This window comes from Sorangium sp. So ce295, from assembly GCF_051527405.1.
GTDB lineage: Bacteria > Myxococcota_A > Polyangia > Polyangiales > Polyangiaceae > Sorangium > Sorangium cellulosum_B.
Window position 1 is genome coordinate 11,975,258 of the sequence record NZ_CP150324.1, and the last position, 12,700, is coordinate 11,987,957.

General features: G+C 69.7%; 7 protein-coding genes. 1 reads left to right on the forward strand and 6 read right to left on the reverse strand.

Annotation, left to right across the window (positions count from 1 at the left end; translation table 11 throughout):
- Positions 1 to 39: 39 nt before the first annotated feature.
- Positions 40 to 2,613, forward strand: a complete 2,574-nt coding sequence (locus WMF11_RS45515; protein WP_437975181.1) for a helicase-related protein — start codon at positions 40 to 42, stop codon at positions 2,611 to 2,613.
- A 185-nt stretch (positions 2,614 to 2,798) separates the two neighbouring features.
- Here WMF11_RS45515 and WMF11_RS45520 read toward each other — a convergent pair whose 3' ends face one another.
- The 6 genes from WMF11_RS45520 to tssI form a co-directional block, all read right to left on the reverse strand.
- Complete coding sequence (locus WMF11_RS45520) at positions 2,799 to 4,469, reverse strand: hypothetical protein (protein ID WP_437975182.1); 1,671 nt, start codon at positions 4,467 to 4,469, stop codon at positions 2,799 to 2,801.
- Between the two features lie 11 nt (positions 4,470 to 4,480).
- On the reverse strand, positions 4,481 to 4,897 hold the full coding sequence (locus WMF11_RS45525; protein WP_437975183.1) for a PAAR domain-containing protein: 417 nt from the start codon (positions 4,895 to 4,897) through the stop codon (positions 4,481 to 4,483).
- Between the two features lie 197 nt (positions 4,898 to 5,094).
- Positions 5,095 to 5,829, reverse strand: a complete 735-nt coding sequence (locus WMF11_RS45530; RefSeq protein ID WP_437975184.1) for a hypothetical protein — start codon at positions 5,827 to 5,829, stop codon at positions 5,095 to 5,097.
- Positions 5,830 to 5,868: 39 nt separating this feature from the next.
- The gene (locus WMF11_RS45535; RefSeq protein WP_437975185.1) at positions 5,869 to 7,203 is read right to left on the reverse strand and encodes a hypothetical protein; all 1,335 of its coding nucleotides are present in this window, start codon (positions 7,201 to 7,203) and stop codon (positions 5,869 to 5,871) included.
- A complete protein-coding gene (locus WMF11_RS45540; RefSeq protein WP_437975186.1) occupies positions 7,184 to 9,613 on the reverse strand; it encodes a hypothetical protein in 2,430 nt (809 codons plus the stop codon). Before WMF11_RS45540 ends, WMF11_RS45535 begins: the two co-directional genes overlap by 20 nt.
- The gene (gene tssI / locus WMF11_RS45545; protein ID WP_437975187.1) at positions 9,597 to 12,245 is read right to left on the reverse strand and encodes a type VI secretion system tip protein TssI/VgrG; all 2,649 of its coding nucleotides are present in this window, start codon (positions 12,243 to 12,245) and stop codon (positions 9,597 to 9,599) included. The genes WMF11_RS45540 and tssI overlap by 17 nt, the downstream gene beginning before the upstream one ends.
- Positions 12,246 to 12,700 lie beyond the last annotated feature (455 nt).

Below are 12,700 nucleotides of genomic sequence, written 5' to 3' on the forward strand. Positions count from 1 at the left end.
CATCGACACGGATCGGCGCCTCGAGCAGATGTGGCGCGCGTGGCAGGAGCACCCGGGGGAGCGCACGCTGGTGTTCTGCTGCTCGATCCGCACGCGCACCATGCATGCGACTTCCTCGCCACACGAGGTGTTCGCATCACCGCGGTCCACTCTGGTCCGGAGTCGGCGCCGCGCGAGGAGGCGCTGGCGGACCTCGTTGATGGCAGGCTCGACGCGCTGTGCGCTGTCGATCTCTTCAACGAGGGCATCGATCTTCCGAACGTCGATCGCGTGGTGATGCTCCGTCCCACGGAGTCGCCTGTCGTCTTCTTGCAGCAGCTGGGCCGCGGCCTGCGCGTCGCGGACGGGAAGGCGCGCCTCACCGTGCTCGACTTCGTGGGCAATCACCGCGTGTTCCTCGACCGCGTGCGGACGCTGGTCTCGCTCGGCTCCGAGCCGTCCGATCTGCGCGACTTCCTCGGCGGCATTCGCGCCGCGCGGCTGCCCCCGGGCTGCACGGTGGACCTGGATCTCGAGGCCAAAGATCTCTTGCTCCGCCTGCTTCCTGCGCGCGGGAAGAGCGAGGTGGAGCGCGCGTACCGGGATCTCCGCGACGCGCGCGGCGAGCGCCCGACGGCCGGCGAGCTGTTTCGGATGGGCTACCGGCCAGCCACGCTGCGGCCGGCTCACCAGGGCTGGTTCGATTTCGTCGCTTCCGAAGGCGATCTGAGCCCGCAGGAGCTCAGGGTCCTTCGCGCCGCCGGCGCGTGGCTCCGAGAGCTCGAGATCACCGCGATGAGCAAGTGTACCAAGATGGTCACGCTCGAAGCGCTGCTCGAGACGGGTGCGCTCTTCAACGGGATCTCGATCGTCGAGCTCGCGCGCAGGAGCCAATCCATTCTGGCTCGCTCTCCGGAGCTCTCGCGAGATCTCGACGGCGTGGCCGAGCTGGGCGGCAGCCGGAGGTTCGACGAGCCGCGCTTCGTCAGCTACTGGAAGGAGAACCCCATCGCCGCGTGGACGGGCGCGCGAGGCCGCCGCTGGTTCGGGCTCGACGGGGACCGCTTCGTCTCGAAGCTCTCCAGTCCTCCAGGCGACGAGGAGGCCTTTGCCGCGATGACGCGGGAGCTCGTCGACTACCGGCTCGCCATGTACCGCGCGCGCCGCCGCGAGGACGGCTCCGGCGCGTCGTTCTCGGCCAAGGTGCTGTGGAACAAGCGCGACCCCATCCTCAAGCTGCCCTCGCGGGCAGCCCGCCCTGACCGCCCTTCAGGGGACGTCGACGTCCGCCTTCGGGACGGTGAGGTGTGGCGCTTCCGCTTCATGAAGGAGTTCTGCAACGTTGCGCACCGCGTGGGCTCGCAGCGCAACGAGCTCCCGGATCTGTTGCGCCGCTGGTTTGGCCTCGCCGCTGGCCGCCCTGGAACGGCGTTCCACGTCCGCTTCGTCCGCTCGCCCGATGGGCTATGGGCGGAGCCGGAGAGCCCGGAAGGCGTCTCCACGGCGCCGCGCGGCGCGCTGGTCGCTTTCCCCGATCTGCGCGCGGCGGCGGGCGCCGCCGGCGTACCGACGGAGCTCTCTCGCGAGGCCGAGACGGTGCGGCTCCCGATCGTGGCCGCGCGCGGGGATGGGCTCTTTGCGGTGCGCGCTGCGGGCGACTCGATGGATGGCGGGAAGCGTCCGATCCGCGACGGGGATTGGCTGATCATGAGGTTCGCGCGCGGCGCCTCGTACGATGCGCTGGACGGCAAGGTGGCGCTGCTTCAGGTTCCCGATCGCGGTCTGGGGTTTGCCTACCAGATCAAGCGAATCGCGCGCGCTCAGTCGCGATGGTGGCTCCGTTCGGACAATCCGGACGGGCCGTCCTACGAGGCCACGGCCGAGACAGTGCCTGTCGCGCTCCTGGTCGAGGTGGTCCGCCCCGAGGACATCGGCCCGAGCGCCGGCGAGCGCTTCGAGGACGATGACGCCGCAGCCCGCGCGTTCGGGCTGGAGGAGCCGCCGCGGACTGGCCGTGTTGGCGGTCACCTCTTCTTCTGTCTGGAGGCGCCTGGAGCGCTGGTCGCGCCCGACCGCGTTCGATCGCCGGTGCCAGCCCCGGACCGCCGCCCTGGGGAGACGGCCTTCGTGATCGCGCGGTCGCCCGGCGAGCCCGGCTGGCGATACCTCGGCGTGGCCCGTTACCTCGATGAGGAGGGGCTCTGGGCCTGTCCGGAGATCGACCATGCCGCGTACCGCGCCCTGGGATCAGGCCGTGGGGTGTCCCGATCGCTGCCGGTGGGGAGCCGCGAGCGTGCGCGGGGGCTCGTGGAGGAGCTACTCCGGCGGCCCGGCGCGGGCGCCTTCGTGGAGCGGGACGGCAGGCGGTGTAGGATCGTCGGCCGGGCCGACGGCGGCGGGCTGCGCATCGACGGTGGCCCGGACGGCTTTGCAGAGCGAACGGTGTCGCTGACCGATCTCGCGTGGGTGTTCGTCGCGAGCGACGACGTCAGGAAGAATGGCGGCCTGCTGGACGAGCAGCGGGTCAACCGGCTGCGCTATCTCGAGGGGACGCCGAGGGCGGCGACGCGGTGGATCGACACGGGATGGGCGCTCGTGCTTGCGGCAGCGGTTGACACGGCGGGCGAGGGGTGACGGTCTGGAGGGCGGCGCCGGGAAGATGACCCTTCTCGACGCGCTCCCGTGGATCCGCCGCGTGAGGCGGTTCTCGCGGTCCGCCCGTGGCTTGCGCGCCGGCCGTAGCAGTGAGTGCATGGGGCGCGCGTCCCTGTGCCTTGCCAAGAACCGATCGCACGAGCGTTCCTCGAGATCGAGACGGTTCACCGCGCGGGCGCACCTCGCCTGGCGAAGTGCGCGTAACAACGCTGGACCATGTCCTGCCACCTCGCGTACTCCGCCGGGGACACGCGAAGCCGCTCTTTCCAGGCCGCATCGACCACGGACCGGACCTCGCCGGAACCCAGGCCGTAGCGCTGGAAGATCGACTCGGCCATGGCGGGGGACAGGGCCAGCTCCGCGCAGAGCGCGGCATACTGCGCGAGCGGCAGGATTGTCTCCAGCGACCCTGGGAGGGGCGCCATACCGCCCTCCCCGGCCGTGCTCGACGGCGTGGAAGGCGGCGATGCCTTGGAGGTCTGGGCGGCCGCTCCGGTCACAGGGGCCGGCGAGGACGCGGTTTGCGCCAGCAGCTCACGGGGGATCGCGACGTGCAGCGACGTCTCCCGGAGGTCTGCTGCCGCGTGAGGAGCGGGCCTCGATGCCCCGAGAGCGCCTGTACGCCTCGTGGATGCTCCGGTCGTGAACGGGAGCGCGGGGCCGCGGGGAATGTCCGAGAGCGGTGCGGTTTCCGTGATCCCAGGAAGCGGGCGCTTCACCGCCATCGCCTCACCGGATTGAGGGAACCGCAGCTCCGCCACTCGCGGAATGTCGGGCACGGCGGCGGTGCCGGTGGGCGACTCCGGAGCGCGAGGAGGCTTCGGCTCGGCCGTCGCGGTCGCGAGCTCGCCTTGCACGGGCACGAAGGGGAGCACCGTGTCTCGGGGGACATCCAGCAGGGGCCCCGTGCCCTGGAGCGCCGCTGGGGTCATGGCCGACGCCGCAGGACCGACGATCGCCTCGTAGGACGGCGCGGCAGGCGCAAATGAGGCGGCGGTAGATGCTGGCGAGCGCTCGACATGGCCAGCCTCCCGCGCTCGGGCGAGGAGCATCTCCAGCCGACGCGCGTGATGCGCCTGGAGCCGCTCGAAGTCCTTCGCCAGCGCCGCGTCACGCTGGAGCGCTGCCTGCCACCGCCGATCCAGACCGGCGCGCTGCTCCTCATCGGCCAGGCCGTGACGCCGCAGCACCCGTTCGCGTTGCTCCGGCAGCGCATCGAGCTCCGCGCAGAGCGCAGCGTACTCGGCGAGGCCCAGCCCGGGCTCGCCGAGCGGTACCGCAGCAGAGCGTTCGTCGGCAGGCCCCTTCGCCGATCCCCGCGCCTCGGCTACCCTCGACGGTCGCAGCACCCGAGGGGCGATCCGGAGCGGCCCCAGCTTCCCGGGCTTCGCGTGCAGCTCCTCGAGGAGCTCGCCGACCTTCGCGTTCTCTGCCGCGCGCCGCGCCCATCGGCGGCGGAGCCGCGCAACGTCGTTCATGCCCAGGTCGTTCTCCTGCAGCAGATCGAACGGAGCCGGGTGCGCTCCGAAGGCCGCAAGAAAGCTCACCCAGGCGGCCGCGTCCTCCGTGAGCGGCTGGACCTGCCGATCCAGCCAGTCCTCCGCCTGCGCCAGCTCCTGCTCGTACGCCGCGAGCAGCTCCAGCTCCGCGGCCAGCCGCTGCTTCCAGGCAAGATCGGCCCGCGCAAACGTACGCGGCTTCAGCCCCTCGACCGTGAGCACGTCCGCGAGAGGGAACCCCTCCGCCACCGCCGCCCTGACGGCCGCGTACTGCGCCAGCGAGATCCCTTCGCTCGCTTCCTGCGCCATCGCTGCGGGCTTCGTGGATGCCGCCATCCTCTTGGTCCCTAGTCGCCGACCAGCACCGTCCCGGCCGCGATCACGCTCCCATTCGGGGCATCGGCCGGGTCGTTGCAGGTCAGCGCCGGATCTCCGAGGTGCGCGGCGGGCTTGTTGTTGATGAGCACCGTCTTGCTGCCCGTATGCACCCTGGCCTGGTTTGACGGAGGACGCTGGAAGGTGCCCCCCGCGGGCACATGCGCGGGCGTGTTCGCCGCGGTGCTGCCCTCGATCGCGGCTGGCTTGCCCTCGACGAGAACGTCCGCGCTCAGATCGCCGGACAGGTTTCCGCTGAACGGCATCGGCGTCGGCGTGGGCACAGGCCCTCCCGGCGACGGGACCATCAGCACATGCGTGTCGATGCCGACGATCCTGTCGCCTTGCTTCGCCGCTGGCTTTCCTGGCCTGGGGGATCGCGATCGCATGCTCCTCCGTGCTCTCCTGTGCTGGTTACCGGGGCGATGTGCCGCGCGTGTCTCCTGCTCGAGTGGACTCGATCGGACCGACGGCACTCCGGCAGCTGTCTGCGTCCTTCAGCACAGGTGAAGGCGCAGGGGGTCGTTGTTCTTCTCGGGCCATCGGGCGATGTTGCTCCTGTCGCGCGCGCGGGCGTCGATCGGCGTCAGCCGCTCCCCTCGTCACCCGGCTTCGGTGCGTCAACCTCGAGGGGTGGATCGAGGGGCCTGCCCGTCTGCGGGTCGAACCGCTGGAGCCGCTTTCCCTCCGGTGCGCTCTGCCCGGCGGCCCGCGCCTGGCCGGGCTGGAACGGCATGTCGCGTCGAGGAACGAACTCCTTGATATCGGCCGTGCCCTGGGGGATGGCCGCCCCTTCCAGTGGGCTCGGCGGGCCGCCGCGCCGGAGGGGCGCTGGTGGACCTGGCGGCGTTGCGACCCCCTCGGAGCGGGGTGGCGCCGGGGGCCGGCTGCCGTCGCTGGCGGGCCGGGCGTGCGCGCTGGCGGCCCAGGGCGAGACCTCGTCGCGTTCGGTCGGCGAGCGCGGCGAGACGAACGCCGGCCCCTGAGGGGGCGCGAGCGCCGGCGGCGCTGGAGCTGGAGGCGGCGGGGCGTGCGCCGGCGCGGTGTCCGCCGCCGCCGGGCGCTGCGACGGCCCGAGCGACGCGAGCGACGGCCGCTTCGCCTCGAGGCTGCGCCGGGTCCGCGCGAAGGCCGAGCTGAAGCGGAGCGCCTGGATCCCCTGGTTGCGCTTCGCCGAGAGCGCGAGCTCCGCCGTGTGTTCGGCGTCGGCCCGCTCCCAGTCCGCCGGCGCGACGCCGAGGCGCGCGAGCACCTCGTAGAGATCCGCGCCGCGGAAATAGACCACATGGGCCAGGACCTCGGCATACCGCTCAAGCCGCATGACGCTTCCGTCCTTTCCGCTCACGTTGGCTCTCCCTCGTCACGGCGCGTCCGCGTCGGGCGGGACGGGCCTCTTCATGCGGCGCAGGTTGTCGCACGACTCCTCTCGGTAGGGGCATACCGCCGTGAAGAGCTCCACCGCCTTCTCGACGTCCTTCTGCGTCCCGCGGCCGGTCTCGTACATCTCCGCGAGCCGCTCGCAGCTCATCAGCCAACCGACGTCGCGCTTGTCGATGCGGCAGCCCAGCTTCGTGATCTCGAAGATCTTCTCGTCGACCTCGGGTCCGCTCCCCTGCTTCCGGATACGCCCCGCCATGCGATCGCACGCCAGGTCGCGGCCGTGCTGGCAGGCGGCCATGTCGAAGAAGCTCGCCTTCTCCGGGTCCTTGGGCACGCCCTTGCCGCGCTCGAACAACCCCGCGAGCTCCTCGCACCGCTTGAAGTCGCGGCTGACGGCGCACGCACGGTAGGTAAACTCCGCCACGGCTTCCGGTCCTTGCGGATCAAAGCCGTCCTCATCGACACAGCCCATCGCGAGCGAGCAGGCTCCCCGGCCCGCGCGGCACTCGGCCTGGGAGAACCTGCAGAGTTTGTGGCCGAGCTCCTTCGTGTAGCTCTTCCGCTCGGCCGGCGTCCTGTCCGACCAGGGGTAGCGGAGCACGGGCCAGCACGCGCCCATCTCGCCCGCGCCGCACATCGTGCGGAGCGTCATCGCCAAGGTCTCCGCGCGAACTTTGTCTCCGCTCCGCTGGGCCGCTTCCATCAGCGTGGAGCACGCGGCGATGTGGGACGCCGCGCAGGCGTCCTCCGCGGTCTTCTGTGCGGCCTTGCCCACGGTGTCCCGAAAGATGCTCAGCTCCTCCGGATGCCGGAGCACATCCAGGGCGAGGGCCAGACAGCCCTGCTGTTCGCCGTGATCACAGGCCATCTTGTGGTGAACAGCCTCCACCAGCTCTGCCGTCGCTTTGATTGGCCAGTCGTGAACATGGTAGTACTCCGCGGCGAACTGCATGCACGCCTTGGTGTTCTTGCCTTTGCATGCTTTCGTATAGAGATCATCCGCGCGTGACGCATCCTCCGCCACGCCGAAGCCGTGGAGGAATAGCCAGCCCGCAGCGCGGCACCCCTCCATGTCCCCCCGCTCGCAGCGCAGAAGGTCCGCCGAGGGATCCTCCGCCGGCGGCAAGGAGAAGAGCACGATGTCCGGAGCCTTCGCCGGATCGAGCGGCGCAGCGCTCGGGGCCGGCGGCGGTAGCGCGACGACCTGCCGCGCATCGGAGTCCCTCGACGGCACGCTCGATCCACCGCATCCGGTCAGCAGCACCGAGAGAGCCGCCGCGACGAAGGCCGAGCCGTCAGGCAGACGCTTGAGCATCGCCGTCTCCTGTGAGCGAGGGCGCCCCGTCCAGGAACATCGAGGGCGTGAGCGCGTCGATTCGCTCCCTGGCCGCTGCCCCGGTGCCGAACCTTGGATGCCAATAGATGCCATTCCAGGCGGTCTCCTTGAGCTTGTTCTCGATCGCCTTGGGCCAGGCGGCGCTCTGTTCTGGCCCGCCTGAGCTACCTGACATGTACTTCCATCGGCATTGGAAGTGCGCCTTGCCCGCGTAGTCCGCTTGCTGCCGCCCGCTGTTCGTGATCACCACGGCGGGGAAGTAGTGCTTGTACAATATCAGGTTTGCAGGATCGCCGAGCTGATTCTTGTACTTGGGTGCGACTTCAGACATGAACATGCTCAGCGTCATCTCGCGCCCGCCGTGTGCCCACATCGACCGGGCGAGGACCCCGCGCGGCATGAAGAAGATGACCCACGGCTGCAAGTTCGTGAAGCCGGGGGTGTTCCTGATCCCCCAGAGCATCTGCGCGATGGTGTAGTTCTGCTCCAGGGAGCCGCCGTACATGCGTGCGAGCCGGCTCACGTAGAGCACGTCGTCCGGTATCATCACCGCCTTGCTGGGCCGCAGCGTCAGGACAAGGCGGAACAGGCCGATCGGACGCGCCTTCTTGATGAAGGCGGCCATCTCGCCGAGATCTTCGGGAGGAGGCGGCGTGACGCCCATGCCGCAGAAGCCGAGCATCTGCCCTGGGCCGACCTTGTTCTGTGCGCCTCCGTCGACGATGCCGACCTGCATGAACTCGACGAGCGCTCCCCGCCCCGGGCTCTCCCGGCTCTCCCCCTTGATCTTCGCCCAGAAATTGGAGCCGTTGCCGGTGTCCATGAGCTGCACGAGCGGCTTGTCCTTGTGCACCCGGAGCACGTAGTGGATATGCGAACCGTCGAGCTGCTTCTTGAGATCGATGACGATGGCCTTCGTTCTGGTGTCGAGCGCCAGCGCCTTCTGACGCTCCCATTCGGCGAGGCCTTTGTTCAGCTTCTCTTGCATCTGAGCGCGCTTTTGCTCCGCAAGCACCATCTGTCCAGCTTTCTCGAGGATCCGGATATCCCTGAGAAGCCCGGGATCTTCCTTCGGCCTGGCGAGATCCAGCTCTTGCTGGTAGTCGGGGGCCACCCTGTCTTTCTGCGAATAGGCGCTCTCGACCTGCTGCGCTCCGGGCGTCTTGCGCGCCGCGAAGTGCTTCAGGAGGACCTTTTCAGGAATGCATTCGTCCTCGTACCTGCTCAGATAGAGCGTGACCTTCTGGGCTCCGGCGTCAGGATCGAACACGAATATGGTCCCTGGCGCGAGCGGCGGCGAGAGCTGCCTGGCGCGCTCGACCGTGAGCAGGTCCTCGTACGCGACGGGCGGAGACGATGCTCCTGCATCCGGCCCCGCGCTCGCCTTGTCCGTAGCAGCGGAATGGAGGGTGTACCAGCGCCCGCCCTGCGGGGGCGGCTCATCGGCGGGGGCCGCAGGCTTTCCTGAGAAGATGGCGAAGCTTCCAGTCGCGAACTGGGCTGCGTAGCCGATGCTGTCCAGGTGCTCGATGCGAAAGCCACGCGTCAGCGCTCCGTAGGTCGCAAGGTGCTGGCAGGCGACGACGATCGGCACGGCCGGATCATCGTTCTTCTGCTCTTTCCAACGAGGCGCCATGGGGTCCTCGAGCAGCCTGCCGTCCTTCATCGGGCCCACGACCGGCGCCTCCTCGTCTTTGACCCGCAGCGAGTCGTCGGGGGGCCCTGAGCCGTCGGGGGGGCTCGATGCTTCTCCCTGCGGCTGAGCGGTCTCCAGGTCGTCGCGAATCGGTTCTGGTGTCAGCCAGGACTCGATGTTGTAATGCCCATACGTGACCTTGTACCTCTTCGACTCCCGCGTGAGCGTGCTCCGGTACCGCCGCTGGATCCGGCTGAAGATGTACGTCTCCCAGTTCTCCGAAACGGGGAACCCCGCCACGCCCTTCCTCGTCCCCATGTCGTAGGAGCCTCCGAGGTTGCCATACGTGGCGCCGAAGAGGATCTCCGTGACCGCCTGGGCCCATTGCTCCTCCTTGGGGTCGGCGCACCAGTTCATCAGCGGCCCGGCCTGCGTGAGCCACACCTGATCCATGGGAAAAACTCGGATCCGCTGGTCGATCCACGCGAGCACATCGCCGATGGTCTCCGGCCGGGAGAGCGCGCCCTCCGGCACCTCGTGGCTCACCGGGCGTACCCCGTCGTCGCCGAACACGGTGCCGTCCGGCGCCCCCGCGGCCATGTCGTTGATCGCGACCGTCAGCCGCGGCGGCTCGTCCCCGTAGGGGTACGCCTCGGAGAGCTTCGTCAGGAAATCCCCAGCCGGCGCCTGCGCCGGCCCACCACCGCCCTGGTTCCCGTCCGCCATCTCGATCTCCTCAGCTGCCGTGTACACGCGCGAGCTCGCTCGCCGTCTGCGCGTCGAGCTCCCCTGTTTCTCCGAGCTCGTGATCCTTCTGGAACCACGCGAGCGCCGCCCGGAACCCCTTGTCCGCCGGAGGGTCCTCCTTGATCGCCCCCTCATAGTAACCGAGGTTCTTCAGCCGTCGCAGCGCCCCTTCCACCGTCGTCGCCTCGGGCAGCGCGGCGACGCGCACGGTCCACTTCTTCCTTGGGCCCGTCGGGTACTTCCCTGGCCACATCGTGATCTCGACGAGCTGCGCCGTCTCCGGGATCTCCACCGCGATCGCCCCGTCCACGTCCGTCTCGCCCTCGAACAGCCGGCCCTCGGCGACGAGCTGGTAGCGCTTGCCCGCGTACGGCTCGAGCTCCTCGTCCGTGAGCTGCACCTTGAACGGCTTCGTCCTCGCCTCGTCCTCGTCGCCGCCGGGCGGCGGTTCGTCGCGCGAGCAGTTCAGCTTCACCAGCTTGCCCCACAGCGCGGCGTCCTCGTCGAGCTCCAGGGCCGCGTCGGTGGAGAACATGCGGATCTTCTTGGCGGCGAGCTCCGCCTCTTCCCCGAGCGACAGGGTCGGTCCCTTGCCCGCCAGCGAAAGCGCCTGTGTGCCGGCGATCTCCACCCGGCCGGCCATGATCCGGATCCCCTCCGGGCTGATCTCGAGGGAGCTCTCGCCCGCGGAGAGGGTGAGGCTCCCCTGCGTCATGAGGCGCAGCGACTTCGAGCCGCCGAGCACCAGCGAGCCCGAGACGTTGATCTGCGCCGCGCCCGCGTCGTCGCCCGTGCCGACATCGATGCTGTACTCGCCCGTGACGCGGAGGATGGACGGACCCTCGACGGTGAGCTCCGAGCCGCCGAGGAGGCTCGTCTTGTCGATCCCCTCGACACGCAGCGCGCGGCTCCCGAGCACGTGCTCCTCGCTCTCGCCGAAGACGCGGACACTCCTCCGGCCCTCGACCTCGAGGTCGTCGTCGCGACGAACCTTCGTGAGCCGATCGCCGGTGTCGAGCGCGTCGCGGCTGGCCACCATGACAGAGCGGTCGCCGCCGACACCGACCCGCTGATCGGTCCCGACGCGGACGTCGAGCTCGCGCTCGGCGCGCAGGTGGACGAGCTCGCCGCCCTTCCGGTCCTCGAAGCTGAGCTCGTTGTGGCCGCCGCCGGTGGGGCTGCTCCGCGTCTTCACGCCGCTCCGGGTCCTGGCCTCCGGGAGCTGGAACGGCGCGCGGTTCACCGCGTTGGCGACACAGCCGGTCACGATCGGGCGATCGACGTCGCCGCCGAGGAACGAGACGACCACCTCCATGCCGACGCGCGGGACGAACTGGGTGCCGAAGCCGCGCCCCGCCCAGAGCTCGGCGTGGCGGATCCAGCACGAGCTCCGGTCGTCCCCCTGGCCCTCGCGGTCCCAGTGAAACTGGACCTTGATGCGCCCGAAGGCGTCGGTATGCACCTCCTCGCCCGGCGGGCCCACGACGGTCGCGGTCTCGACGACCTGCTGGATGCGCCGCGGCGCAGGGCGCGGCCTTACGCAAACCGTGTCCGGCGCGCAGGCGAAGCGTGCGCGGTAGGTGGGCGAAGCGCCCGAGACCTGCGGCGCCTCACCCTCGTGGTCGACGCGCGTCACGACCCAGCCCCGGTCGTACGCCGCCACGTCGTGCTCTTCCAGGAAGAAGCGGTGGCCGGGCACGAGCCGCCGGCACGCGGTCTCCCCGCGGGCGACAACGGCCTTCCGGCGCAGCTGTTCCAGCCGGATCGCGGCGTCCTCGCGAGCGACCTCCACCTTCTCGTAGTCGCCATGGTGCTCGTAGTGCTCGTACCGGCCGTCGTCCGCACCGCCGCCGCCGTCGAGCTGTGCCGTCCTCGCCGACGAGGAGGGGTGAAACAGCGGACGTTGGAAGTCGTAGTCGCGGACGACGGCTGACGTCGGCCGGACGGAGCGCTCCGCGACGAACCGCTGGACGTGGTCCTCGCCGGGCGTGAGGGCGCCGGTCCCTGCCGGCGCGCTCCTGTGAAGGAGCCGCGGGGCGCCGGGGATCGGCGGATAGATGCTCGCGTCGTCGCCGATCACCATCCGCTCGGCGCCTTCGCCGGGGTCGTGCTCGAAATAGTAGAAGAGGCCTTCCTCCGCGAGGAGGCGCGTCACGAAGTCGCGGTCGGTCTCGCGGTACTGCACGCAATAGGCGCGCTTCGGAGCTGCGCGGACCCGCGCGAAGCGGCGGGGGATGCGCCATTCCTCCAGGACGAGGTCGACGATCTCGTCGACGGTCCTGTCCTGGAAGATGCGGCTCGCGCGGCGCCTGCCGAGCAGCGACAGGCGCGAGGCGAGACGGAGCCGGTACGCGCTCCGGCCGTCGTCGAGCGCGGCGCTCCACGCCACGTGGGTGCAGACGCCATGAAAGACGCGGAGCGGAGCGCCCTCGCCCTGCAGCGCGAGATGCATCGGCTGCTCGAGGATCTGCGGCTCGAAGGCTGCCGGATCGGCGAACGACACGGCAACGTCGATGTCGACCCGGTAGCCGCGCGAGATGGACTCGCGACCGCGAAACGCGAGCACTGTGAGGTCTCGGGCTGCGAGAGAGCCAGCGCGAAGCTCGAAGGTGGATGGATGAGGCGCCCCGTTCGACATGGAGCGATCCCTATATCACGACCGAGAGTCGTTCTCCCGGCGCTCAGCATCTTTCTCACGCGCCTGCCTCCAGCGGCAGACCGCATCGGCGAAGGTGAGGGATGAAACAAGTTCTCATTACGAGAGATTTGTTCTGTGTCTCGACTCCAACAGTCCCGGTGTGACGTCATCGGTGGGTTTCGGCTTGCGCCTTATCGTGAACTCAAGAGGTGCTGCGATGAGACGACAGTGGACCTCTCCGATGAGTGATAGAGGCCAGAAGAAGAACGGCGGAAGCCTCCGCGCTGAACGCCGCCTCCCTGTCGTCGCCACAGCCATGATGACCGCACGGACGGATGCTCCGCGGCGTCGACCTTGCTCGACGGACACCCCGCCCTGCGATAGCAATTGAGTTACCCCGGGGGATCACGTCGCCCGGGCGGCGCGACATGAGCGTGAGGGCGCGCACGCAGGGC